The 24,244-nt window shown below is 71.5% G+C and carries 18 protein-coding genes; 12 read left to right on the top strand and 6 right to left on the bottom strand.

The window, feature by feature from the left end; translation table 11 throughout:
* Positions 1-36 precede the first annotated feature (36 nt).
* The gene (locus tag ABFX54_RS21685) at positions 37-1,479 is read left to right on the top strand and encodes a sulfatase family protein (RefSeq protein WP_346107428.1); all 1,443 of its coding nucleotides are present in this window, start codon (positions 37-39) and stop codon (positions 1,477-1,479) included.
* 22 nt (positions 1,480-1,501) lie between these two features.
* Here the strand turns inward: ABFX54_RS21685 and ABFX54_RS21680 are convergent, their stop codons facing one another.
* The 3 genes from ABFX54_RS21680 to ABFX54_RS21670 form a co-directional block, all read right to left on the bottom strand.
* Positions 1,502-3,700 carry a glycosyl hydrolase family 28-related protein gene (locus tag ABFX54_RS21680; RefSeq protein ID WP_346107427.1) on the bottom strand — a complete coding sequence of 733 codons (2,199 nt, stop codon included), beginning with the start codon at positions 3,698-3,700 and terminating at the stop codon, positions 1,502-1,504.
* 67 nt (positions 3,701-3,767) lie between these two features.
* A complete protein-coding gene (locus ABFX54_RS21675) occupies positions 3,768-4,868 on the bottom strand; it encodes a LacI family DNA-binding transcriptional regulator (RefSeq protein ID WP_346107425.1) in 1,101 nt (366 codons plus the stop codon).
* A gap of 119 nt (positions 4,869-4,987) precedes the next feature.
* The gene (locus ABFX54_RS21670; protein WP_346107423.1) at positions 4,988-5,881 is read right to left on the bottom strand and encodes an AraC family transcriptional regulator; all 894 of its coding nucleotides are present in this window, start codon (positions 5,879-5,881) and stop codon (positions 4,988-4,990) included.
* Positions 5,882-6,041: 160 nt separating this feature from the next.
* Between ABFX54_RS21670 and ABFX54_RS21665 the strand changes: the two genes are divergently transcribed.
* The gene (locus ABFX54_RS21665) at positions 6,042-6,359 is read left to right on the top strand and encodes a putative quinol monooxygenase (RefSeq protein ID WP_346107421.1); all 318 of its coding nucleotides are present in this window, start codon (positions 6,042-6,044) and stop codon (positions 6,357-6,359) included.
* Between the two features lie 87 nt (positions 6,360-6,446).
* Positions 6,447-7,445, top strand: coding sequence for an alpha/beta hydrolase (locus tag ABFX54_RS21660; RefSeq protein ID WP_346107419.1), 999 nt, complete (start codon positions 6,447-6,449; stop codon positions 7,443-7,445).
* Positions 7,446-7,511: 66 nt separating this feature from the next.
* On the opposite strand, the gene ABFX54_RS21655 is transcribed toward ABFX54_RS21660, so the two are convergent.
* Complete coding sequence (locus ABFX54_RS21655; protein WP_346107418.1) at positions 7,512-7,916, bottom strand: substrate-binding domain-containing protein; 405 nt, start codon at positions 7,914-7,916, stop codon at positions 7,512-7,514.
* 182 nt (positions 7,917-8,098) lie between these two features.
* Between ABFX54_RS21655 and ABFX54_RS21650 the strand changes: the two genes are divergently transcribed.
* Positions 8,099-8,473 (top strand): hypothetical protein, encoded by a 375-nt coding sequence (locus ABFX54_RS21650; RefSeq protein ID WP_346107416.1) that lies wholly within the window; start codon positions 8,099-8,101, stop codon positions 8,471-8,473.
* On the opposite strand, the gene ABFX54_RS21645 is transcribed toward ABFX54_RS21650, so the two are convergent.
* The gene (locus ABFX54_RS21645) at positions 8,454-9,323 is read right to left on the bottom strand and encodes a helix-turn-helix domain-containing protein (RefSeq protein WP_346107414.1); all 870 of its coding nucleotides are present in this window, start codon (positions 9,321-9,323) and stop codon (positions 8,454-8,456) included. The two genes, ABFX54_RS21650 and ABFX54_RS21645, sit on opposite strands and share 20 nt — an antisense overlap.
* 135 nt (positions 9,324-9,458) lie before the next feature.
* On the opposite strand from ABFX54_RS21645, the gene ABFX54_RS21640 reads away from it, so the two are divergent.
* The 4 genes from ABFX54_RS21640 to ABFX54_RS21625 all read left to right on the top strand — a co-directional run bounded on the left by ABFX54_RS21640 (position 9,459) and on the right by ABFX54_RS21625 (position 14,489).
* On the top strand, positions 9,459-10,184 hold the full coding sequence (locus tag ABFX54_RS21640; RefSeq protein ID WP_346107412.1) for an alpha/beta hydrolase: 726 nt from the start codon (positions 9,459-9,461) through the stop codon (positions 10,182-10,184).
* 142 nt (positions 10,185-10,326) lie between these two features.
* A complete protein-coding gene (locus ABFX54_RS21635) occupies positions 10,327-11,757 on the top strand; it encodes an MFS transporter (protein WP_346107410.1) in 1,431 nt (476 codons plus the stop codon).
* Positions 11,758-11,995: 238 nt separating this feature from the next.
* Positions 11,996-13,150, top strand: a complete 1,155-nt coding sequence (locus ABFX54_RS21630) for an FxsB family cyclophane-forming radical SAM/SPASM peptide maturase (protein ID WP_346107479.1) — start codon at positions 11,996-11,998, stop codon at positions 13,148-13,150.
* A 10-nt stretch (positions 13,151-13,160) separates the two neighbouring features.
* The gene (locus tag ABFX54_RS21625; protein WP_346107409.1) at positions 13,161-14,489 is read left to right on the top strand and encodes an HEXXH motif domain-containing protein; all 1,329 of its coding nucleotides are present in this window, start codon (positions 13,161-13,163) and stop codon (positions 14,487-14,489) included.
* Here the strand turns inward: ABFX54_RS21625 and fxsT are convergent.
* Entirely contained in the window at positions 14,477-16,981 is a 2,505-nt protein-coding gene (gene fxsT / locus ABFX54_RS21620) for an FxSxx-COOH system tetratricopeptide repeat protein (protein WP_346107477.1), read from the bottom strand. The genes ABFX54_RS21625 and fxsT overlap by 13 nt on opposite strands.
* 186 nt (positions 16,982-17,167) lie before the next feature.
* On the opposite strand from fxsT, the gene ABFX54_RS21615 reads away from it, so the two are divergent.
* From ABFX54_RS21615 to ABFX54_RS21600, 4 genes are all read left to right on the top strand, one after another.
* On the top strand, positions 17,168-17,317 hold the full coding sequence (locus ABFX54_RS21615; protein WP_346107407.1) for a hypothetical protein: 150 nt from the start codon (positions 17,168-17,170) through the stop codon (positions 17,315-17,317).
* Positions 17,318-17,509: 192 nt separating this feature from the next.
* Positions 17,510-19,411 (top strand): nSTAND1 domain-containing NTPase, encoded by a 1,902-nt coding sequence (locus ABFX54_RS21610; protein WP_346107405.1) that lies wholly within the window; start codon positions 17,510-17,512, stop codon positions 19,409-19,411.
* A gap of 66 nt (positions 19,412-19,477) precedes the next feature.
* On the top strand, positions 19,478-21,142 hold the full coding sequence (locus ABFX54_RS21605; protein WP_346107404.1) for an MFS transporter: 1,665 nt from the start codon (positions 19,478-19,480) through the stop codon (positions 21,140-21,142).
* Between the two features lie 52 nt (positions 21,143-21,194).
* Entirely contained in the window at positions 21,195-24,191 is a 2,997-nt protein-coding gene (locus ABFX54_RS21600) for a P-loop NTPase fold protein (protein WP_346107402.1), read from the top strand.
* Positions 24,192-24,244: the final 53 nt, after the last annotated feature.

The raw sequence follows: 24,244 nt of genomic DNA, 5'->3' as shown, positions 1-24,244 counted from the left end.
GTGCGGCCCCGGCGCGCTTCACCCGGATTGAGAGTCATGAACGCACCGAACATCCTGCTCATCTGCACCGACCAGCAGCGCTTCGACGCGCTGGGCGCGTACGGCAACGACGAGATCCACACGCCCCACCTCGACCGGCTGGCGGAGCAGGGCGTGCTGTTCGAGAACTGCTACGTCAACAGCCCCGTCTGCGGCCCCTCCCGCGCCAGCCTCATGACCGGCCGCTACGTGCACGCGCACGGCGCCTGGGCGAACGGCGTCGGCCTGCCCGCGCACGAGCGGCTGTTCTCGCGCACCCTGGCCGACCACGGCTACGACTGTGGCCTGGTCGGGAAGTTCCACGTCGGCGGGGCCTGCTCGGACGGCCGGCTCGAACCGCGGCTCGACGACGGCTTCCGGGTGTTCCGCTGGGCCCACGACCCCTACCCCGGGTCGTCCGAGAACGCCTACCACCGGTGGCTGCGCGCCGTCCGGCCGGATCTGTACGACTCCGCCGCCCGGGCCGGCTCGGGCACCGGCTTCGACGCCCTGCCCACCGAGTTCCACTACAGCCGGTGGATCGGCGACGAGACCATCGACTACCTGCGGCGCTCACGCGACACGAGCAAACCCTTCTTCTTCGTGGCCAACTTCTTCGACCCGCACCACGGATTCGGCGCGCCGAAGGAGTACGCCGACGCCTACCGGGGCAGGTCTCTGCGGCGTCCGGTCACCCGCGACCAGGAGCTGGCCGGCAAGCCTCCCGTGCTCACCGAGGCGTCCCACCGCTCCTACGCCGGCCACGCCCGCGGCTACGTCGAGTACACCGAGTCCGAGCTGCACGACGTCAAGGTCAACTACTACGCGATGGTGAGCCTCGTGGACGACGAGGTGGGCCGGATCCTCGCCGCCCTCGACGAGACGGGCCTGGCCGAGAACACGCTGGTCGTCTTCACCAGCGACCACGGCGAGATGCTCGGCGACCACCAGCTCATGCTGAAGGGCCCGATGATGTACGAGTGCGCCGTCCGGGTCCCGCTCATCATGCGCTGGCCGGCCGGGCTGCCCGCCGGTGAGCGACGGACGGAGCTGGTCCAGTGGATCGACCTGGCGCCCACGTTCCTCGCGGCGGCCGGCGCGCCGCCCCTGCCGCGCGGGCAGGGGCTGGACCTGCTGCCGCCGGCCCGCGGTGAACGGGACGCGCCGGTCAGGGGCTGGGCCCTGTGCGAATACCGCAACAGCGGCCATCCGTACGCGGAGCCCGTGCACACCACGATGCTCAGGCGGGACCAGTGGAAGATCGTCGTCTACCACGGCGCGCCGTCCACGACCCGGGCGCGCACCGGCGAGCTGTACGACCTGGAGCGCGACCCGGCGGAGCTGGACAACCTGTGGGACGACCCGGCGCACGCGGCCGTCCGGGCCGGGCTGCAGGAGTCGCTGCTCGACGTCCTGGTCGCCACCGAGGACCGCAGCCAGCCACGGCTCGGGGACTGGTGAGGACGCGTCCTGGGGGTGCGGGTCACCCGATCTCGATCAGGGTGAACTCGATCTCGGGGACGCTTCGCCCGCTGCGGTGGTCGAACACGGCCGCGCCCCACTGGGTGAACTCGGGCGTCTTGTCGCGGTAGCCGCGGTTGCCGCGCAGCGTCACCCGCCGGCTGTCGCGCACGCTCACCCCGTACGGGTGCGGGCCGAGCACGGTGGCCACCCGGAAGAGCACGGAGTTGGCCAGCAGGATGTCCCGGCAGCGCTCGATCTCGACCGCCTGCGAGCGCCAGCCGTAGATGTGGTCCTCGGTCTGCAGGCCGAGGAAACGCCACCCCGACACCCCGCGCAGCACCACCTCGCGGGTCTCGTGGTGCTCGATGGAGAGCTCGTACAGCCGGGCGGGCACGTCGGTGTCCTCGACGAGCAGGCCGTTCTCGGCCCAGCCGTTGATGCTCCACACGTTGACGAACGTGCCGCCACCGCCGCGCACCCAGATGCCGTACTTGTGCGCGCCCCGGTAGGTGTAGCCGGGGTCGCCCGAGGGGGCGTCCGCCGGATGCCACTTGACGAACTGGGTGGTGATGTCCGCCAGGTAGGAGTCCGCGCCTGAGCGCCAGAGGAGGTTGACCGCGCCCGGGGTCTGCCGGGCGGTGTCCAGGCCGAGGCCCGTGACGGTGTTCCGGCCGCCGAGGGGGGTCGACACCAGCGCCCGTGGCGCGCCGGGGTCGGTGAAGTGCGGGTGGCCGTCGGTGGCGAGCAGCCAGGTCTGCCGGGGGTGCAGGCCGATCAGGCTGGACGTGCGCCGCAGCTTGAGCGTGTCGGACAGGACGTACCTGCCGATCGGGACGAACACCGTGTCGTGCCGGTCCACGGCCGCCTGGAAGACGGCCAGGTCGTCCTCGCCCTTGCCGATGGGGCGGCCCATCTCGGCCGCGACGTCGGCGACGCTCACCCACGTCCTGACCGGTGGCGGCGGCGGGGCGTCGGCGCGCAGGTTCGCCCGGACCCGGGCCACCGGGGCGCCCGCCGTGAGATCGGCGTGCACGCCCTCGCGCCTGGTCTCCTTGCCGGTCAGCGCGCGTTCGACGCGCAGGCCGTACGTCAGCTCGCGGACCAGCGCCGACGGCCTCCCGACGGCGGTGCGGGCGCCGCTGCCGGCCAGCAGGAGCAGGTCCCGGGTGGCCGAGGTGGTGCAGTTGAGCAGGGTGAGCTGGTTGCTGCGGCGGATCCGGTCGTCGTCCGCGCCGGGGATCGACTCGCTGTCGTTGAGCACCACGGCGACGTCGCCGACGTCCTGGAAGTGGGAGTCCTGGACGTAGAGGTGCTGCCATTGGCCGGGCACCGACTCGAACGCCCGTGGCGTGCGCGCGACGATCGCCCTGACGACGACGAGCTTGGCGTCGTTGTTCATCACCACGGCGGCCCGGCGCTGGCCCTCGAACCGGCAGTCGAGCAGCGTCGTCTGCCAGCCGGCCGAGGCGGCGAAGGCGTTGAGGCCGACCTCGCCGCCGCGCACCCGTACCCGGTGGATCAGGTTGGCGTTGTGGTCGATGCCCGCGCGGCCCTCGCCGGCGTCGATGTCGAGGTCCTGCAGCAGGCAGAGCTGCGCGCCGCCGAACCGCACGGCGATGGCGTCCGGGTTGCCCGGTTCGATGGTGATGTCCAGGTTCACCAGCGCGGTGCCGAACGTGTCGTTGTTCGCGTACGTGACGGGGCCGCCGACCGGGCGCCGGCGGAAGGCGAACACGTCGCGCGCCGTGCCCGAGGCGTAGCCGGGGGAGTTGGCCCCCAGCACGAAGCGGGGCCGGCGCCGGCCGTAGCCGATCACGCGTACGGAGTCGTGCACGTTCACGGGGGCCGACAGCCGGTACGTGCCCTCGGGGACGAGCACCACGCCGCCGCCGTCGCCGGGCGGGAAGTCGCGGGCGCCGCCGAGTATGTCGCCGAGCCCGTTCGCGATCCCGCGCCGCGACGCCTCGTCCACGGCCGCCTGCAGCGCCGCCGTGGCGTCCCCCGTGCCGTCGGCCGGGGCCTCGAAGCCCGGCCCGCCGACCACCACGGCGTACGGGTCGGGCGGGAGTGCGGTGAAGACCGAGGTGAACGCCGTCGGGTCCAAGTGGTTGGCTGGTGCGGTCTGGTCCAGCCCGCCGGCCGATGCGGCGGTCGCCGGGAGCAGCGGTAATGCGGCTGTGCTCGCGGCCAGCGTGACGAAAGCGCGACGAGAGTACATGGCTGGTTCACCCCTTGAGCCCGGCCCGTTCCTTGGTGTACTGCGGCCGGGTGAGAACGCAAGACGATCAGGACGCGGGAGGCCGAGGCCTGGCACCGGGCCTGGTGGCGGCGAGGGTGGAGCCCTCGATGAGTTCGCACGGCAGCAACTCCTGGGGGGTGCCGCCGCTCTCGATCACCCCGGTCAGCAGCTCGACGGACCTGCGGCCCATCTCGCGCCGGGGGATGAGGAATCCGGTGAAGTCGATGTCGGAGCGGACCGGCCGGGTGGCCGAGCCGAGCGTGACCACGGACAGGTCGGCGGGGACGGAGACCCGGTGCCGGGCCGCCGCCATGAAGGTGACGGCGTCGGCCTGTTCCTCGAAGAACGCGACCGTGGCGCCGGTCGCGAGCACCGCGTCCACGTCCGGCGCGCCGCGCTGGAGGCCGGCTGCCGTGCTGATCCTGACGCCCTGGCCGCCGGGCGGCGGGTCCGCGTCGGCTGAGTCGTTCACCCTGACGCCCTCGACGCCGAGCTCCGTCACCGCGTCCAGGAAGCCGCGGTGGCGGTCGGCCCAGGACTCCGCGCCCGACCCGGCCCCGACGTAGACGAGCGTGCGGTGCCCGAGCGCCACCGCCCGCCGCACCAGGGCCCCGGCGGCGGAGGCGTAGTCGGCGCCCACGTACGGCACCGGCCCGCCCGCGTCGTCGCGGCGGCCGACCGACACGAACGGGATCTGGTCGGTGATGAGCCGCGCCAGATCGTCACGGTCGACCGTGTGGCCGAGCAGCACGCACCCGTCGGCCAGGCGCACCCGGCTGTCCTGGTCGAAGATCCGCCGCCGGCCGCCCGAGGCCCGCGCGCTGGTGAACAGCAGCAGGTCGCAGCCGGCCTCCTCGGTGCACTCCTCGATGCCGACCAGGAACGGATGGTAGAAATCGGCACTGGTGGCCGGGAAGACCGCCTCGTAGGTGAAGACGCCGAGGATGCGGTTGCGGCCCTCGGCCAGCCGGCGGGCGGCCGGGTCGGCGATGTAGCCGGTCTCCTTGATCACCCGGATCACGCGCTCCCTGGTCTCGGGAGAGATGCGCACAGCGCCCTCCGCGCGGTTGTTGAGCACCAGCGACACGGTGGTCTGGCTCACTCCCGCCATGCGGGCGATGTCCTGCTGCGTGAGACGTCTCGCCACGGCTCCCTCTCCTCGCTCAAGGGCGTCAGCTGGGAGTCTGCGACCTCACCGAGCCCGGCGTCAAGAGTGAAAGCCCAGTAATAATTCGCATTACCATGATCACGACCAGGGTGACGGGGTCACCGCGCGGGGGCGGCGGCGTCGTGCAGCCGGGCGGCGTCGTGGCTGGGCGGGACGCCGTACTGGCGCCGGTATTCGCGGCTGAACTGGGACGGGCTGTCGTAGCCGACGCGGTGCGCGACGGCGGTGACGTCGTGGGCGCGGGTGGCGAGCAGGAGCCGGGCCCGCTGGAGCCGGATCTGCTTCTGGAACTGGATCGGGCTGAGCGCGGTGACGGTCTGGAAGTGGCGGTAGAACGCAGAAGGGCTCATGCCGGTCAGCCGGGCCAGCTCCTCGACGCGGAAGGGCTCGGCGTAGTGGTCCTGGATCCACCGCACGGCCCTGGAGACGTGGCTGAGGCTGCTGTCGGCCAGGCCGAGCTGGCGTACGGCGTCGCCCTGCTCCCCGGTGAGCAGCCGCCAGAAGATCTCGCGCTTGACCAGCGGCGCCAGCACCGCCCGGTCGCCTGGGTCGTCCAGCAGGTTGACCAGGCGGATCAGCGCGTCGAGCAGGCCGTCCGTCATGCCGGCCACGGCGATGCCCGGCAGCGCCCCCGCCCGGGGGCGGGGCAGGCCGCGCGAGCCCGCCTGCAGCAGCAGGTCGGCGATGACCGGCGGCTCCAGGACGAGCGCCAGCCCCAGCGCCGGGCACTCCGGGCTCACGTCCACGAAGGAGCCGCTGACGGGCAGGTCCACGGAGGCCACCAGGTAGCTGCCCGGGCGGTATTCGAGGACCCGGTCGCCCACCGTGAGCTGTTTGGCGCCCTGGGCGAGGACCGCCAGCACCGTGCCGGACATCGAGGGCGACGGCGGGCCGTCACGCTCGATCCGCGCGATGTACAGACCGTCGATGGCGGTGGCCTCGTCGGGCCGGACGTGCCGGGCCAGCGCCGCGCGGAGCTCGTCGAATCCCATGCTCTGGATTTCAACACACCTTTCAGGTGGAGGATCAGGCAAGAAGCGAAGAGGTTCATTCTACCGTCTTCCCAGCTGAAGCGGTGAAATTGAATCAGCAAGTCAGGCGGCCGAGAATCGCCCGACTGGAGGAACGTACATCCTGAGAAGGAGCACCGTCATGAAGGTCGGATACGGGTTCAACGCCGCCATGACCGCCAAGCCCGGTATGGGGGAGCGGCTGGTCGAGCTGCTGCTGACCGGTCTGAACGAGGGCAACCCGGCCGCGAGTGAGCACTGCGTGGTCTACCTCGTCAGCCGGTCGGCCTCCGACCCCGACGTCGTCCACGTCACCGAGGGCTGGACCAGCGAGGAGGAGCACCACCGGCTCTTCGCCGGCCGGGCCGCCCAGGATCTCGTCGCCCAGGTCCAGGAGCTGGTCGCCGCGGAGCAGCCGTACACGGACTACGTCCCGGTCGGCGGCAAGGCCAGCTTCTGACGCCCGGCTTCGAGATCACCTTGTGGCCCCCACGCACGACCTGAGTGCCACCCGAACCCCCGCAGCACCCCGCAGAAAGGAACCCCCATGTCCCGCCCCGCTCTCGACTCTGAGCTGAACACCCTGCTCGCCGGCATACCCCTCGTCCAGGAGATCACCCCGGAGCTCCTCACCGACCTGCGCCGCATGACCGCGGTCCCGGTCGAGCCGCTGCTGGCCGGCCGGGCCCTGAACCGGCGCGAGATCACCGTTCCAGTCTCTGTCCCGGTGCCCGGCCAGGACGGCGCGCGGATCCCGATGACGATCCTGACCCCCACAAATGCCGGCGCCGAGCCCGGCGACCCCGCCGGGGCGCCGTGCGTCTACTGGATCCACGGCGGCGGCATGATCATGGGCGACCGGTTCTCGCAGCTCGACATCCCGCTCGAATGGCTCGACCGGCTCGGCGCCGTCGTGGTCACCGCCGACTACCGGCTCGCCCCCGAGGCCGGCGGCACCACCCCCGTCGAGGACTGCTATCAGGGCCTGCTGTGGCTGGCCGAGCACGCCGCCGAGCTCGGCATCGACCCGGACCGGATCGTCGTCGCGGGCGCCAGCGCCGGCGGCGGGCTCGCGGCGGGCGTCACGCTCATGGCCCGCGACCGCGGCACGCCGGCGCTCGCGGCCCAGGTCCTGATCTGCCCCATGCTCGACCACCGCAACGCCACCGCCTCCAGCCGCCAGTACGCAGGCGAGCCCGGCGTCTGGACCCGCGAGACCAACGTGTTCGCCTGGAAGGCCCTGCTCGGCGACCTCCCCGACGACCAGGTGCCCGCCTACGCCTCACCCGCCAGGGCGGACGACCTGTCCGGCCTGCCCACCACGTACGTCGACGCCGGTTCGGCCGAGGTCTTCCGCGACGAGGACGTGGAGTACGCCACCCGCATGTGGGCCGCGGGCGGTCAGGCCGAGCTGCACGTCTGGGCCGGCGGATTCCACGGCTTCGACGCCCTCTTCCCCGAGGCCGCTCTGTCCGCCACCGCCCGCCGCACCCGTACCGACTGGCTCACCCGCACGCTCACCCGTCCCGAGCCCGCCCGCGACTGACGACCGCCTGCCGAGGGCCGTTGGGCGAGGGGCGCCGGTGGGGACCACGTCCGGCCCGAAGCGCCCTCAAACGGGCAGCGGCCGGCGCACGCCCTCGGTCGACTCCCGCGCGACCAGTCGGTACGGCGCCGGCCGCACCTCGAACGGCAGCGGCTCCGCCGCCCCGATGCGATCGGGCAGGCACCCGACGGCCAGCGCGGCGATGGCGGCCTTGTCGGGGATCACCGTGGTGAGGGACGGCGTGCTGCAAAGAGCCTCCTGAGACCCGTCGATGCCCGCCACGGCCACCTCCCCAGGACAGTCCACGCCCGCTTCGTACAGGGCCCGCTGCGCCCCGATCGCCAGCAGGTCGCTGAAGCAGAGGACCGCGTCGGGCCGGACGCCGGCCGGCAGGGCGAGCAGGGCGCGCAGGGCGAGCAGGCCGTCGGGGCGGTCGAACCGCCCAACCGCCGCCGCTACGGCATCGTCCAACCGGAGATCGCCCGTCTGTACGGCTACCACGTCGCCCCCGAGCGCCCCTCCGTGGCCCGGCGGAGCGCGGCGAGCGAGAGCCGTACCGCGAGCCTGTCGGCGCAGGAGCGGCGGGCCGCGTACGACGAGAGCGGCGGCTGCCTGCGGCAGGCGCGGGCGCGCATCGAGCGGGGGCGCCAGAAGTGGACTCCGCGCTGTTCAACCAACACATCACGCGGACGTTCGAGCAGTCGCGGCGGGAGGCTGCGGTCGTCCAGGTCTTCCGGGCGTGGAGCGCGTGCATGCGGGCCGGCGGGTGGCGCTACGACGACCCGCTGGCCGCCATCACCGGCCAGCGGTGGCTGGGCGGGGGCCCGGCCACGGACGAGGAGATCCGCGCGGCGCGGGCGGACGAGCGGTGCAAGGCGAGCACGGGTCTCGTCGCGGTCTGGGCACCGGCCGACAAACGCCTCCAGGAGGATGCCGTCCGCGCCCATCCGGAGACGTTCGGGGCACTGAAGACGGCCGGGGACCGGCAGCTGGAGACCGCCCGCACGATCATCGCCGAGGCCCGGTGACCTCCGGCGACGGACGGCTCGGTTCGCGCTCTTGCGGGGGCTGGGTGGCGGCGGCGAGGAGGGTCAGCTTCTCGGCGGCGTCGCTGCCGGGGTCCGGGTGGTAGACGACGAGCGTCCGGCCGCCGCCGACGCCCAGCCGCTCCCGGTTCAGCCGGAGCACGCCGAGCTGGGGATGGTCGATCTCCTTGGCCGCGCCTTCGCACGCGTTCACGTCGTGGCGGGCCCAGAGCCGGCTGAACCGAGGGCTGGCCAGCGAGAGCTCGCCGACCAGCTCGATGAAGCGGGGATCGTCCGTGTCGGTGCCGACGGACGCCCGGAACCCGGCGACCATGCCCGCGCCGGCGCTCTCCCAGTCGGGGTAGAGGGCCCGCTCGGCCGGATCGAGGAACGTGTCGCGCAGCCGGTTCGCCCCCGGCACGAGGCGCGGTGACAGAGCGGTCGCCAGCGCGTTGACGGCCAGGACGTCGAGGTAGCGGCCCTCGACGTACGCGGGCAGCGCGAGCGTGGCGACGAGCTTGGCGACGCCGGGAGGAACGCTTTCCTTGCGCGGCCGGCGCCGCCGCCGGCGGGGCTCGGCGGCGGCGAGACTCAGCAGGTACGCCGTCGCGGCCTCGTCGAGCCGCAGCACGCGGGCGAGCGATTCGAGCACCTGTACGGACGGGTTGCGGTCGCGGCCCTGCTCCAGGCGCAGGTAGTAGTCGGCGCTGATGCCCGCCAGCATCGCCACCTCCTCCCTGCGCAGGCCCGGCACCCGGCGCACGCCGTGGACGGGGATCCCGGCCTGCTCGGGGGTGACGAGCTCGCGCCGGGCCCGTACGTAGTCGCCCAGCGGGTTCGCTCGCTCGCTCATCCCTCCACGGTATGTGCCGGGACCGCGTACGTGCCTGGTCCTGTCACCCCCAGGATCGCGGCGGCCCTGGCTGTGCGCGGAGCCGGCGGGCAGCGTGGCCGGCGAAGGACATACGAAATGAGGAGAGAGGAAACTATGTCGACATATCTGCTGGTACACGGCGCCTGGCACAGCGGGGAGTGCTGGAAGAGGGTGGTCCCGCTGCTGGAGGCGGCCGGGCACCGGGTGTTCGCACCGTCGCTGACCGGCTACGGCGACAAGGCGCATCTGCTCGGCCCCGAGGTGGGGCTCGACACGCACGTCGCCGACGTCGTCCGGCTGATCACCGACGAGGACCTCACCGAGGTGGTGCTGGTGGGGCACAGCTACGCCGGGCTGGTGATCTCGTCCGTGGCCGGGCAGGTCCCCGGCCGGATCGCGGAGCTGGTCTACCTCGACGCGATGGTCCCCGAGGACGGGGAGAGCGCGGCCGACGTCATGCCCGTGACACGGCAGCTGATCGAGCTCGCCGCGAGGTCCGGGGACGGCTGGCGGGTGCCGCCGATGCCCGAGCTGCCGCCGCCCGCGGGCCTGTTCGGGGTCACGGATCCGGAGGACGTCGCCTGGCTGCGGTCGATGCTGTCGGACCAGCCGGTGCGCTGCCTCACCGAGCCGGTCCGGCTGGGCGGGCCGGCCGCGCGGGCGGTCCCCCGTACGCACATCCACTGCACCGTCGGCAAGCCGGAGGGGGTCGTCCGCCGTCCCGTTCCCGAGGTGCAGCCGAACGGCCGCCCCGCCCAGGTGTGGGAGCTGCCGACCGGCCACGACTGCATGATCACCATGCCGGTGGAGCTCACCGACCTCCTGCTCAAGCTCGCCTGAGCACGGGCGCGCGGCGGCGGCCGGCTCCACGGCGCACCCCCACTCGGACACCCGCCGCAAAGCGGCCGAGCGCCCATGTGTGACCATGGTCGCCGAAACCCCTGGAGAGAACGATGACGCACGCCCCCCGCCTTCAGCTCGCATGACGGCCGCCACCGAAGGATCCGCACCCCGGCGGGTGGCGCTGATCGTGGCCGTCGCCTTCTTCATGCAGAACCTCGACATCACGATCATCAACACCTCGCTCCCGCAGCTGGCGCGGACCTTCGGCGTGGACGTCGTCAGCGTGAACGTCGGCATCACGGCGTACGTCGTCGCCGGCGCGGCCTTCATCCCGCTCGGCGGCTGGCTGTCGGACCGGTACGGCGCCAGGCGGGTGTTCGCCGTCGCGATCGTGATCTTCGGCCTGGCCTCGATCGGCTGCGCGGCCTGTACGGAGTTGTGGCAGTTCGTCCTTGCCCGCGTCATCCAGGGCATCGGCGGCGCGTTGATGATGCCGGTCGGCCGCATCATCGTGCTCAAGAACGCCGGCAAGGCCGACCTGCTCCGCGTGACGGCGCTGATCACCTGGCCGGCCCTGATCGCTCCGGTCATCGCCCCGGTCGTCGGCGGCGCGCTGACCACCTGGTACGGCTGGCAGTGGATCTTCCTGCTCAACGTGCCGCTCGCCCTGGCCGGCACCGCGCTGGTGCTGGCGTACGTCCCGGGCGTGCGCGAGCCGGACCCCAAGCCGCTGGACCGCGTGGGCACGGTCCTGATCGTCACGGCGCTCAGCCTGACGATCTACGGCCTGTCCGAGCTGGCGCAGCCGTCGGCGCTCGGCCTCGACCTCGCCCTGCTCGCCGTCGGCTGCCTGGTGGGCGCGGTGGCCGTGTGGTGGTTCCGCCGGGCCGCCCACCCGCTGATCGTGCTGGGGCCGCTGCGGGTGCCGACGTTCGCCGCCACGACCCTGCACGCGGGCAACCTCATCCGGCTGGCGATCAGCGCGACCCCGTTCCTGCTCCCGCTCATGCTGCAGGAGGCGTGGCGGCTGACGCCGCTGGAGGCGGGACAGGTCGTGCTGGTGTACTTCCTCGGCAACCTGGTCGTGAAGACGGTGACCACACCGCTGATGCGGCGGCTCGGGTTCCGTACGGTGCTGGCCGGCAACGGCGTGGCGGTGGCCCTGTCGATCGGGGCGCTCGGGCTGGTGGACGCCGGCACCGGGTTCGCCGTGGTCGCCCTTGTGGCGTTCGCCGCCGGGGTCACCCGGTCGATCGAGTTCACCGGGATCAACACGCTGTCGTTCGCCGACATCGGCCCCACCGACCGGGCGGCGGCCTCGACGTTCTTCAGCATGACGCAGCAGATCTCGGTGGCGCTGGGCGTGGCCGCCGCCGCGATCGTCCTCCAGGTGTCGCACGGCTCGGCGGCCACCCCGCTCACGCAGGAGGACTTCTCCCTCGCGTTCGTGCTGACCGGCGCGGTCGCGCTGGCCGGCGCCCTGATGATGCTGCGGCTCCGCCCCGACGCCGGCCACGAGGTCACCGGCCACCGGCCCCGGGCCAAGGGCAAGGTGGCCGTCGGCGGGTGAGCCGGTGGGTAGTGACTCTCCGGTGCCGACCGAAAACGGTAAATAAATGCCGCGCAAACCGGTCGCGGAATATGCGGGAATTTGCCAGGGGTAGCAAACTAGTGCTCCCCATCGCATGGCGTCTCGGATAGCATCGTCATTCACTCGGATATTTCCGGCGGTGCGGGGTGTAACAGGATTGACGTACCAGGGGGAGGATCCAGCGGGAGAGTGGCCCGACACTCTCGACGTGGCCCGAATGCTGAAGGACGGCTGGCGTCCCCGCCCCTTCCGGCAGTTCCTGCTCAAGGTGCACAGCCGCTGCAACCTCGCCTGCGACTACTGCTACGTCTACACGCTCGCCGACCAGAGCTGGCGCTCCAAACCCATGGTCATGGCCCCCGACCTGGTCACGGCCGTCGCCGGCCGCATCGCCGAGCACGCCACCACGCACAACCTGCGCTCGGTCCGGCTGATCCTGCACGGCGGCGAACCGCTCCTGGCCGGCCACGCCTACCTGCGCAAGGTCGTGGAGACGCTACGCGCGGCGGCTCCGGGCGGCCTGCACGTCGATGCCGTCGTACAGACCAACGGAGTGCTCCTCGACGAGGCCGCCCTGCGCACGTTCGGCGAGCTCGACGTGCGGGTGGGCATCAGCCTCGACGGCGGCAGAACGGCCAACGACCGCAACCGCCGCTACGCCGACGGCCGCAGCAGTTACGACGCCGTCGCCGACGCGCTGACATTGCTGCGCGGCCCGGAGTTCCGTCCGCTCTACACCGGCCTGTTGTGCACGGTGGACCTGGCGAACGACCCCGTCGAAACATATGAGTCACTGGTGCAATTCGAGCCGCCGATGGTGGATTTCCTGCTGCCGCACGGCACCTGGGAATCGCCGCCGCCGTATCGATCATCCGACCCGTCGAATACGCCCTATGGCGACTGGCTGATCGCCGTTTTCGACCACTGGTACGGACGCAGCGGCGAAACGGTCGTCCGCCTCTTTCAGGAGATCGTCACCCTGATGCTCGGCGGCGCGTCGGCCAGCGAGGCGGTCGGGCTGACGCCGTCCACACTGGTCGTCATCGAGACCGACGGCACGATCGAGCAGACCGACTCGCTCAAGGTCGTACGGCACGGCGCCCCCGTCACCGGCCTGAACGTGGTCGACCACCCCTTCGACCTGGCCCTCACCCACCCTGGGATGGTGGCCAGGCAAATGGGCGCCGACGCGCTGAGCGACACCTGCCGCGACTGCCGGTTCGGCCGGGTGTGCGGGGCGGGCCTCTACCCCCACCGCTACCGTCCCGGCACGGGCTTCCTCAACCCGTCCGTGTACTGCCCGGACCTCTACCGGCTGATCGAGCACATCCACAACCGTCTCGTCGGCGACCTCCGCCGCGCCTCGCGCTGAAAGGACCCGCATGCCCCCCAGCGATCACCGGCTGCCCGGCCATGCCCTGTCCCGGCTGGCCTCGGGAGGCGGCGGCGCGGACGCCGTACGCCACCTGGCCGCCCCTCAGCGCAGCAAGCGCCTGCTGAACGTGGTGGGCACGATGCGGCTGGCCGTGGAGGCCGGCCATCCGCACGCACGGGTCGCCGAACACGCCTACGACGTGCTCGCCCAGATCGAGAAGAAGAGCCCGGCGGCGGTACGCGGCACGCTGGCGCATCCGGCGGTGGGCGCCTGGGCCGTCCGCGCCGTCCGTTCGCTGGAAGAGGACGGCACTTCGCCGGACGGACCCGGCGATCCAGCCCGGCTCGGCGCGGTGGCCGCCGCCGCCGCGCTCAAGTCGGGCATGCCGTGCGAGGTCCAGGTGCCCGTCTCCGGCGGCACGATCATGCTGCCGTCCCTCGGCCGGCTCGAACTGGGCGACGCCCAGGACGACGTGCTCGCGGACCTCGTCGTACGCGCCGACGGCCGGGTGGAGGCCGGGGAGCTCTGCCTGCGTCCCGGAGCCGGCGAACAGCGCGGCTGGCGTCCGCTCCGCCGGCTGGAGACCGCCGACGCCGGGCTGCGCGTGCTGGTGGACGACCTCGACGTCTTCCGCTGGAGCGACACCGCCGAGGTCGGCGGACGCCTGCGCGAGCCGGAGCTCCAGACGTGGCGGGCGAGCCTGGACGCGGCCTGGACGATGCTGCGCGCCCACCACTGGACGATCGCCGAGGAGACCCAGGCCCTCGTCACCGTGCTCACCCCGATCAAGGGGCCGGCCCAGGGCATGAACAGCGCCTCCTCGGGCGACCTGTTCGGGACGATCGGCATGTCCACGCCGCCCGACGGCCGCTGGCTGGCCTCGACGTTCGCGCACGAGGTCCAGCACGGCAAGCTCAACGCGATCCAGGACGTCGTGCGGCTGCTGGAGCCCGACGAGAGCGACGAGCCGAACCGCTTCTACGCGCCCTGGCGCCCCGACCCGCGCCCCCTGTCAGGGCTGCTCCAGGGCGCCTACGCCTACCTGGGCGTGTCCGGGTTCTGGCGGCGGCAGCGGGCGCACGAGAGCGACCTGCGGCCGCACATCGAGTTCGCCCACTGGCGGGAGGCCGCGCACCTGGTGACCGGCACCCTGCTGGACAGCGGCCTGCTCACCACGGAGGGCGAACGCTTCGTCGGGGCGATGCGGCGCACCCTGACCCCGTGGCTGTCGGAGCCGGTGCCTCCCGCCGCGCTGGAGATCGCGCGGCAGGAGGCCGAGGCCCACCTGAGCACCTGGCAGGCCGCGAACGGGAGCGCTCCCGTTCACAGGCTGTAGGAGTCGAAGTCCCAGTTGAAGCGCTTGCCGTCGGCGGCGTGCAGCCGCTCGGGGTGGGTGGGTGACAGGGTGGTCTCGTACGCCGCCATCGCCTGGTCGTACAGCTCCGTGGCCTCGTCGATCCGCCCGATGGCGCGCAGGTCGATGGAGAGGTTGACGGCGGCCGAGAGCGACAGGCCGTTCCTGGGCCCGACGAAGTCGCGCACGCCGGTCAGGGTCGCCCGGCCCAGCTCGGCCGCCCGCTCCGGCTCCCCGAGCTCCGCCAGGTCACCGGCCAGGTTGATGGTGCTGCTGAAGGTGTAGACGTGCGCCGCGCCGAGCCGGTCGAGCAGGCCCTCATAGGTCTTCTCGTCCAGCTCCATCGCCTTCTTCGCGTCGCCGCGCAGCCGGTAGAGCAGGCCGAGGTTGAGCTGACAGCCGTAGGTGAACGGATGGTTCGCGCCGTAGGTCTGCAGGTGGCGCTGGTGCGCGTCCTTGGCCAGCGCCATGGACTCCTCCAGGCGGCCCAGCTGGCGCAGGGTGTTGCTCAGCGCGACCGTGGCGGCCATGGTCTCGGGGGAGTCGGGGCCGTAGAGCTTGTTCAGCCTGGTGTGGACGTCCTGGATGAGCTCATAGGCATCGTCGAGGTGTCCCATCCGCCGCTTGGCGATCGACAGGTCGCGGGCGGTGGCCAGCGTGAGCGGATGCTCGATCTTGAGCTCTCTGACGCCGTAGGCGTACGCCTCCTCGCCCACGTCGCACGCCTGCTCGTGATGGCCGGACAGGCGCACCACCCGGGCCAGGTTGTTCCAGAACAGCTGCACCTCCCATTTGTTGACCTTCCGCCGCACGCTGCTCTGCTCGATGTAGGCCAGCTTCTGCAACTCCAGGGCGGTGTCGTAGCGGCTGAGCAGGGCGTGGTCGAGCGCCAGGTTGTTCATGGCGCTCAGGGTCGTCGGATCGCTGACGCCGTACCTGGTCTCCAGCGCGGCCAGCGACGCCGCGTCCTGTTCCTTGGCGTCCTCGAAGCGGCCCTGGGCGCGCAGGTTGGCGGCGTAGGTGAGGGCCATGCGCAGGGTCTCCTCGTGATCGGCCCCGAACACCTCCCGCATCAGGTCGAACGTCGCGTCGTTGAGCTCAAGAGACTCCTTGTTCGCGCTCAGCTGCCACAACACGTTGCCCAGGTGCCGGCGTAGCCGCAGCACGAAGGGGTCGTGCTCGCCCGAGGTCGCGACCCAGCTCTGGCGGAACTCCTCCGCCAGCGAGCGCGCGGAGCGCCAGTTGGCCACGCGGTAGAGGTGGCGCACGATGTTCAGGGCGGACTCCCGAACGCGCTCGTCATCGGATCGGGCAAGACCGGACGGGCGCACGTGCGGCAGCAGGAAGGTGTACTCCTCCTGGGTGGAGATGTCCTCAGGGTCAGGGGGAGCGCCGGCGGCCAGCAGCAGGTGCACCTCGTGCCGGAACTCCTCCTGCTCCTCAAGCGTGAGCGAGTCGCGCAGCAACGCCTGCACCAGCCGGTGCACCTGCACCGTGCCGGTGTCGGGCTCGATCCGCAGCAGCGAGAAGCGGGCCAGCTCGGCGAACGCCTGGCTGCGGGTGAGCGGGTTGGACAGCACCGTCCCCATGCGCTCGGCGCCGCTGTCTCTGCTGCGCTGGAAGACGAAGCGCGGGATCGGGTCGGGGCCGAAGAAGGCCAGGCAGCGCAGCACCTCGGCCGCCTCGGGCATCCGGCTCTCGACCTGGTGCACCGAGAGCTGCCAGGCGGCGGTCATCGTGTGCGGGTATTCGGTGGACTTGCCGAGCTGGAGCAGATCTCCGGTCTGCTCGGCGAGCAGCCGCACGTATTCGTCGGTGGACATGCCGGTCGTGTCCTGGACGGCGGCGGCCTGCTCCAGCGCCAGCGGCAGGTTGCCGAGCTCGTGCGCCAGATGCACGGCCTCGCTCTCGGGCACCTCGCGGCGCAGGCGCTTGCGCAGGAAGGCGACGCTCTCGGCGGTGGAGAAGACGTCCACGGAAACGGTCTCGGCGACGCCGCTCCACCTGCTGTTCCTCGAGGTGATGAGCACATGGCCGTCCTGGCTGCCGTGCGGGATGAAGGGCCGGATCTCCTCAGGATCATCAGCGTTGTCGAAGATCAGCAACCACCGGTCCACCGGGTCGCCGCGCTGCAACGCATCGCGTACCGAGTCGGCCGCCTCCTCGATGCCCATGGTGCCCGCGGACGGCAGCTTCAGGTCCTCCGTCAGCCCGGCGAGCGCGCTCGGAATCAGCAGCGGCTGGTCGGCCGCGATCCACCAGACCAGGTCGTAGTAGCCGCGGTAGGCCCAGGCGTATTCGATGGCGAGCTGCGTCTTGCCGACGCCGCCCAGACCCTGCAGGGCCTGGGGCAGAGGCACGACGGCGGCCGTGTTGGTCTCCGTCAAGCTCTTCCGTAACCCGTTGAGCAGGGTTTCGCGCCCGGTGAAATGTCTATTGCGACCAGGGATTTTCCGGCCCCAGATGGGCGGCATCCGGGGCACCGTCTGAGGAGCGGCCTGCTCGTTCACGTCGCCTCGCCTTCTCTGTCCCACTGAATTTCGATCCTACGATTGATTCTGGCGAAGGGTAGCCACAGAATCACTATTGAGGCGTTATCCGACGCGTCTTGGATTCAATCCCGCTTTACGGGCGGCCGTAAAGCGGCGACGGGAGGCTGTATGGGCGGCAAACACGCGACCGGCGTCATCGATGTGGACGAGGCGACCTTGGAGGATCTCAAGGACCTCGATCTACCTGTGCTTGCGCGAGCACTGCAGCGAATCTCGGGCCAGAGCGCGCCGGTCGCGGGTTTCTCGTCGGCGATCTGATCTGACGTTCGGAAATAGTGCCGGCTCGGCTCGCTCAACATAACAATGTCCATGGACACGAGCGGCTCCGGTGGATGCGCGGTACGGTGAGGTCAGGTTTATCTGTCCGCAACCAGACATCGTGCCCTGCTAATCCGGTGATGCGAGGGTGAACGAATTGTTCGGTCCCGACACTAGGCGGCGGAGCGTGGCATGACTTCCACCGGCAAGGGCTTGGCCCCGTTCGTCGGTCTGCAACCATTCCGCCGTGAGGACGTCGCCAGATTTCATGGGCGGGATGACGAGATCCGCGAACTCACCGAACGCTGGCAGGACAATCGCCTCACCGTCCTGCACGGCCCTCCGGGAGTCGGGAAGACGTCGCTGGTCGCGGCCGGGGTGCTGCCCAGGCTCGACCTGTCGCGGTTCGACGTGCTGCCCGTGGGCGGGGTGAAGCCGCCGCCCTTCGTGCCGTCGGCCGTCATCCCCGAGGGCGGCGACCCGCACGTCTTCGGTTTGCTGGCCTCCTGGTCGCCGTACGAGAACCCGATCCGGTTCGCCGGCCTGACCATCTCCTCCTACCTGCGCTGGCACCACTGGAGCCCGGACCACCGTCCGATCATGGCCGTGCTCGACCAGGCCGACGAGGTCTTCACCGCTTTCCGCCGGCCGTCGCGCGGCCATGCCCAGCTGCTCGACCAGCTCAGCGACGCGCTCGCCGCCACCGAGGAGGACCTGCCGCTCCGGCTGCTCGTCGTGGTCGGCGACGAGCAGCTCGAATCGCTGCGCCGGCACGACGGCCTGCGGGCACACATGGCCAGGGGCGCCTCCTTCCGGCTCGGCCCGCTGAGCAGGAGGGCCGCGCTGGAAGCGTGCCGCCGTCCGCTCGAAGCGGCGGGCCACGTGTTCGAGCCGGGCGCGGACGAGACGTTCGCCGACCGGCTGCGGGGCGAACGGGCGGCGCCGGCGGCCACCGTCGAGCCGCTGCACCTGCAACTGGCGTGCACCGCGCTGTGGGACTCCGTCCGCGACCGCTCCGCGCCCGTCGGCGCCGGCGACCTGGTGGACGTCGATGACGTGCTGGGCTCGTTCACCCATCGGATGGTCCACGAGGTGGCCCGCGACCACTTCCGCGGCGACACCGACAAACTGCTCGCGTTGCTACGGCCGATCGCCCGTCAGGACGACACCTGCGAGGAGCTGCCGCAGCCGGTGGCGCAGGCCCTGACCGAACGCCATGTGCTGCGCGCCAGCGAGAAGTGCCGCTACGAGATGCCCAAACGGCTGGTGGAGCCCTTTCTGCGGCGCGCCGCCGGTGTTCCCGCCCCGATGGTGGCCGACCGGCTGGCCGTGGCCGCCGCCGCGCTGCACAAGGGCTGGTTCGACGTCGCCGAGCGGTACGCCCGCGACGAGATCGGCCAGAGGCCGGACAACAGGGCGCGGGCCCGGGCCGAGTCACTGCTGGGGGACCTGGCGTACCTGCGCGACGACGTCGACTCCGCGCTTGAGCACTATCGGACGGCGGCCCGCCACTACGACGCGACGCCGGGGTCCGAGCAGATCGTCGCCACCCACCTGACCGCCATCGGCACGATCCTGCTCGATCGCGGCGCCTACCAGGACGCCGTCACCCAGTTGGAGTCGGCGGCCAGGCGCAGCAGGGAGCCCGCCATCAGGACCGAGCTGGCCTGGGCGCTGTGGTACGTCGGCAGGGAGAGCGGGGCGGTGGACGTCCTCGACAGCGCCATGCGGCAGAGCGGTGAGCGGCCCGAGATCCTGCGGGCCAGGGGTGAGATCCTGTCCGACCTGGCCAGGCCCGAGCGCGCCCTGAGCGACCTGCGCAAGGTCGAGCCGCACGAGCAGCCCTCCACGCAGGCCGCCTACGCGCTGGCGCTGGCGCTGAGCGGCGACGTGCGCAAGGCGGTCGAGGCGGTGCCCCGGCTCGACGTGGACAGCGACGCGGCGACCCTGTTGCGGGCGGCGCGGGTGATGAAGGAGGCCGGGCGGGACTCGGAGGCGTCGCGGCTGGCCTGCCGGGCGCGGGACAGCAGGGGCAGGCGGCCGCTCCCGCCGCAGTTGACCGCGGCGGCCGACCGGCTGATCGGCACGGCCTGATCGGTACGGCTTGCGCGGGCTGATCGGCATGGCCTGACCGGCTCATTGGCACGGTCTGACAGAAAAATGGCCGATGTTTGTGACAGGTGTGACTCCTGTTGCTCTATTATCATAACGAGCCTCGGCTCTCAACCATGTGCCATTTTGGGAATCAGAGGCCGCCAACGTCCGTTTTCGCGATTAAGCGGTCGCGGGCGTGGAGCGAACTTCGTGGGTGCTTTTAGGGATAATTCGCCCTTTCTGTGGTCCTGGGCGGGATCGACCCTTTCGATGCTGGGCAGCCGCACCATCGGCGTGACCTATCCCTTGCTGGCATTCGGTCTCGCGCAGTCACCGACCTCGATCGCCTGGGTCATGTTCGCGTCGACCGTGCCCGGTTTGCTGTGGTACATCCCCGCCGGGGTGTGGATCGACAGGATCGGGCCGCGCCGGGTCATGGTATGGAGCGAGTTCCTGCGTGGCGCGCTCGTCATGGGCATCGTCGTGGCGCAGATCGCCGGGGTTCTGGAGCTGAGATGGCTGCTGATCGTCGCTCTGCTTGAGGGAACGCTCTCCGTGCACTCGTCGGTCGCGGAGACGGTGCTGATCCCGTCCACGGTCAAGCCGGACAAGGTGGAGAACGCCTTGGCGCTGCACGAGGCGTCCGTGCACGGCATGGTTCTGGCGGGGCGTCCCTTGGGGGGCCTGCTTTACGGAGTGAACCCGATTGTCTCTTTTATCACGAATGCGGCGATGCTTTTCGGCGCCGCCGCGAGCCTGAGCCGGGTGCCTCGCGATATCACCGGGAGAGGAAAGCCGCTCGGTGAGATATTTGGGGAGATGCGTGGCGGTCTGACCGAATTGCAGAGGAATCGATTCCTCCTCTCTGCCACGCTCATTACCGCGTACATCAACTTCATGGTCCAGGGCATGATCGTGGTATTCCTGTCGGAGGCCACGGACGACAACCTGCCCTCCGCCCTCGCCGGCACCATCCTGGCCGCGTCCGGCGTCGGCGGCGTCATCGGGGCGATCACGTCGCTCCGCCGCGGCCGGACCGATCGGCGGTTCCGGCACCGCCCCGTGATGCTGGTGCACCTGTGGGCCTGCACGATCGCGCTGGCGATCCCGCTCCTCTTCCTCCAGGCGTCGTGGTCGTTCGCGGTCGCGTTGCTCATCATCGGGCTGGCCGGCGGGCTGAGCAACGTCACCATGCGCACCGTGCTCAGCCAGGCCCCGCTCGACCGGGTCGCGCGCGTGGCCGCGGTGTCCCGCCTGGGCAGCTACAGCGCCGTCGCGCTCGGGCCGCTGCTGGCGGGCCTGCTGGTCGGGCGGGTCGAGTCCTGGGTCGCGCTGGTCATCCTCTGCGTCCCCATGGGCGGGCTGGCCCTGGCGATGACCGCGGTGCCGGGGCTCAGGAGCGCCCTGGTGTCCGTGCCGAGACTGGAGGCCACGATGCGGGAGACGGAGACCGCCCTCCGCCACGCGGAGGCCGCCGTACGCACGGCGGAGGTCGCGCTGGGCAGGGCCGAGGTGGTCGTGCGGTGGATGGACGACTCCCCGTACGGTGCCGAGGGCGCCGAGTCGCACGTCACCGACCCGCACGTCACCGACCCGCACGCCGCCGGGCCGAACGGCGCCGGGCCGAACGGCGCCTCGTCATTCGTTGCCGCGTCGCACGTCGGTGGGCACGTTGCCGGACCGCATGTCGGTGGGTCGCAGATCTCTGCCTCGCAAGCTGTCGCCACATAACTGATCGGTGACGAATGGTGCGGCAAGTGCCACTTTGGGTTGCAATCGGAGCATGGCGAGGAGACTTGGTCCACTGCTGCGCTCATGCGCCAGGGTCGGCCTCACCGCGATGATCGCCGCTGGGCTCATCGCGGCCGGGTTCCCGGCGCAGGCCGCGCCGCCGCGGGCCGCCTCTGGCATGGAGTCCGTGGCAGCGCCGGAGTTCCTGGACGAGGACCAGCTCGCCATCCCCCTGGAGCGGCTGCCCACCGGCACGTGGCCGGTCGTCGTGGTCAATCCGGGGCCGGCCGTCGATGTCGAGGTGCGTGTCGCGGGGCGGATCGCCGACGCCATCGCGGTCAAGGGCGCCACCAGGGCTCGCGTTCCGGCCGGGGGCGCGGCGACGTTCACCGTGGTACGCGGCACGCGCCCGCACGCCGGCACCGGTCAGCTGGTTCTCATCTCGGCGGACGGCGTGGACCGGTTACGGGTGGTCGTCACGGCGCAGCCGTCCCTCCTGGAGCGTTACCCGTTCCTGCCGTACATCGGCGGCTTCCTGCTGCTCGTGGCCTTCGTGGCGGCCCCGCTCACGTGGCGGCGTCACCGGCGCGCCCAGCCCCAGTCCCAGGAGCAGGAGCAGCCCCATGAGCAGGAGACAGAGGTGCCGGCGGGGGAGGAGGTCGCGGGCGAGGAAGTGGCGCCGTCGCCGGTCGCCCGCGTGCCCGCCGCCTCGGAAGGCTTCACGCACAGCGACGAGCCCGTACGGGACGACGAGCTCAACCGCGCGGCCTACGTCCGTCAGCTCGCCAGGCTGGCCCGTGAGGCGACACCGCCCATGGTGATCGGCGTGTTCGGCGAATGGGGCACCGGCAAGACCTCGATGTTGCTGCAACTGCGCGAACAACTCGAACAGCTCGACAAGCAGGCGGAGGAGCTTGGTGCGGACGCCAAATGCGCCTTCGTCTGGTTCGACCCCTGGCGGCACCAGCACGAGGACAACCCGGTGCTGCCGCTGCTGCACGCCATCGTCAACGACCTCGGCCTGCGGAACAGGGAGAACGTACGCCAGACACTGCGGACGATCTCCGACGTGCTCGGCTCGCTCGTGCTGTCGGCCACGCTCAGGGTCAGCCTGCCCGACGTGCGCCAGTCGATCGAGGACTATGACGGCCAGCACTTCCGCATCCGTTCCGAGCGCACGCGGCTGGACGAGTACCTCGGCTCCCTCATCGACGCCGCGCTGGCCGCGAAGGGCAGGGAGCGCCTGGTCGTGTTCGTCGACGATCTGGACCGTTGCGACGCCGACCGGATCACCGGCCTGCTGGAGTCGCTGAAGCTGCACTTCAACCGGCGTAACTGCGTGTTCGTGCTGGGTGTGGCCAAGGGCCCGCTGATCGCGGCCGTACGGGACAAGTACGGGGACGAGCCGGTCGGCGACTATCTGGACAAGATCATCCAGTTTCCCTTTGAGATGCCGCGGATGTCCGAGGCGGACTTCGAGCGCTACCTGGACCGCCTGCTCGCGGGCAAGGAGATCGAGCCGGCGAGCGGGATGCTGAAGAGCGCGCTGCCGCGCAACCCGCGTTCGATCAAGCGCTTCGTCAACGTGCTCATCCTCCAGGACCGCGTCGCCAGGGAGGCGCGGGACCGCGCCGGGGACGACGGGCAGGAGCGGCACGGCCGCGTCACCACGGGGACGTCCCACGGCCGCTACGACGTCTCGATCCTGGCGGCGGTGCTGCTGCTGCGGGACCGGGCGCCGGAGACGTACGCGCGGCTCACCGAGGAACCGGCGCTGCTGCGCCGGCTGGCCGAGGCGGCGGAGCAGCCGGAGCTGGCGACGGTCGCCGGCATCGCGGGCGAGCTGCGCCGCCTCGGGGAACGGGTGCCGCACGACGCGGGCTCCTACATCGACCTGGTACGCGACTCCCCGCAGCCGAGCGACGTGATGGCCGCGGAGTCGCAGGACGACGGGCGGTCATCGGTCGCGCCCTGGATCAGCAGGCAGGAGGAGCTGCCGCTGCGCGGCCCGCTGGACGACCTGGCCGGGCTCGTGCGCGAGCGACTGGACCGCAGGGTCGGCGACGACGGCGTGCTGATCGACCCGGTGGTGCGTTTCGGCGGCGAGGCCGAGCCGCGCGCCCGGGGGCTGGACGAGATCCTCGGCTCGCGGACCGGCAAACTGCTGCTGACCGGCCCGGCGGGGACGGGCAAGAGCGTCCTGGCGGCCAGGCTGGCGCGCCGCCTGTCGGAGCGGCGGAACGGTCGCGTGCCGGTGTTCCTGCCCTTCGCGGCGCTGAAGCCCGAGCACACCGCCCACGTGCCGCCGCCACGAGCCGGGCGGCCCACGGCGGCCGGGCACTCCACCTACGAACGGGCGCTCACACACGCGCTGGCGGGCGAATACGGGCTGTCGCTCGCGGACGCCAACGCCATGCTGGTACGGCGGCGGCTCATCCTGGTGCTCGACGGGCTGGAGGCGCTGGACCTCAGCACCCGCGCGGACTTCCTGGCGTGGGCGGAGCACACCGAGCACGACGTGATCATGACCGGCAGGGTCGGTTCGGCGCCGGGGTTCGAGGCGGTGGAGGTGGTCGGAGTGGTCGCGGCCGAGGCGATCGCGCGGCTGGAGACGCTGCTCGCCACCCGTCAGGTCGATCCAGGCCGCCTGCTCGGGCTGACCCCCGAGCTGCTGGGCTCGCCCGTGTTGCTGGCGGTGCTCACCGGGACGCCGGAGTGGATCGACGAGCTGCCGCCGGAGCCGGTCCGGTTCGTGCCCTGGTACGGCGAGCGGGCGCTGGCGGCGACGGCGGTGCCGGGGGTCGAGGCCGGGATGGTCGCCGAGGGGTTGTGTGAGATCGCCGCCGAGATGACCAGGCGGCGGACGGAGACGTTCCTGGGCGACGACCCGGACGTCAGGGCGACGCTGCGGCGGGCGGGTGTCCGGCCGATGGACGTGTCGCCGCTGCTCAAGGCCGCGGCCGGGGCGGGGTTGCTGCGGCAGTGCGAGCCGCACGTCTTCCACTTCGTGCACCGGCAGGTACGCGAGCACCTGGCGGGACGGTGCTGAGGTACGTAGCGGGCGGCCGGAGCGGGGCGACGTTGACCCGGTCCGGTGCCGTT

Source organism: Nonomuraea maheshkhaliensis (assembly GCF_039529435.1).
Lineage (GTDB): Bacteria > Actinomycetota > Actinomycetes > Streptosporangiales > Streptosporangiaceae > Nonomuraea > Nonomuraea maheshkhaliensis.
This window is presented reverse-complemented; position numbering and strand designations above follow the sequence as displayed.

Excerpts from the sequence above, each read along its gene's own strand:
- fxsT (WP_346107477.1), bottom strand. The coding sequence starts at position 16,981 with ATGCCGCCCATCTGGGGCCGGAAAATCCCTGGTCGCAATAGACATTTC.
- ABFX54_RS21610 (WP_346107405.1), top strand. The coding sequence starts at position 17,510 with ATGACTTCCACCGGCAAGGGCTTGGCCCCGTTCGTCGGTCTGCAACCA.
- ABFX54_RS21600 (WP_346107402.1), top strand. The coding sequence starts at position 21,195 with ATGGCGAGGAGACTTGGTCCACTGCTGCGCTCATGCGCCAGGGTCGGC.
- ABFX54_RS21640 (WP_346107412.1), top strand. The coding sequence starts at position 9,459 with ATGTCGACATATCTGCTGGTACACGGCGCCTGGCACAGCGGGGAGTGC.
- ABFX54_RS21630 (WP_346107479.1), top strand. The coding sequence starts at position 11,996 with ATGCTGAAGGACGGCTGGCGTCCCCGCCCCTTCCGGCAGTTCCTGCTC.
- ABFX54_RS21680 (WP_346107427.1), bottom strand. The coding sequence starts at position 3,700 with ATGTACTCTCGTCGCGCTTTCGTCACGCTGGCCGCGAGCACAGCCGCA.
- ABFX54_RS21645 (WP_346107414.1), bottom strand. The coding sequence starts at position 9,323 with ATGAGCGAGCGAGCGAACCCGCTGGGCGACTACGTACGGGCCCGGCGC.
- ABFX54_RS21670 (WP_346107423.1), bottom strand. The coding sequence starts at position 5,881 with ATGGGATTCGACGAGCTCCGCGCGGCGCTGGCCCGGCACGTCCGGCCC.
- ABFX54_RS21685 (WP_346107428.1), top strand. The coding sequence starts at position 37 with ATGAACGCACCGAACATCCTGCTCATCTGCACCGACCAGCAGCGCTTC.
- ABFX54_RS21665 (WP_346107421.1), top strand. The coding sequence starts at position 6,042 with ATGAAGGTCGGATACGGGTTCAACGCCGCCATGACCGCCAAGCCCGGT.
- ABFX54_RS21635 (WP_346107410.1), top strand. The coding sequence starts at position 10,327 with ATGACGGCCGCCACCGAAGGATCCGCACCCCGGCGGGTGGCGCTGATC.
- ABFX54_RS21625 (WP_346107409.1), top strand. The coding sequence starts at position 13,161 with ATGCCCCCCAGCGATCACCGGCTGCCCGGCCATGCCCTGTCCCGGCTG.
- ABFX54_RS21615 (WP_346107407.1), top strand. The coding sequence starts at position 17,168 with ATGGGCGGCAAACACGCGACCGGCGTCATCGATGTGGACGAGGCGACC.
- ABFX54_RS21605 (WP_346107404.1), top strand. The coding sequence starts at position 19,478 with ATGGCCGATGTTTGTGACAGGTGTGACTCCTGTTGCTCTATTATCATA.
- ABFX54_RS21660 (WP_346107419.1), top strand. The coding sequence starts at position 6,447 with ATGTCCCGCCCCGCTCTCGACTCTGAGCTGAACACCCTGCTCGCCGGC.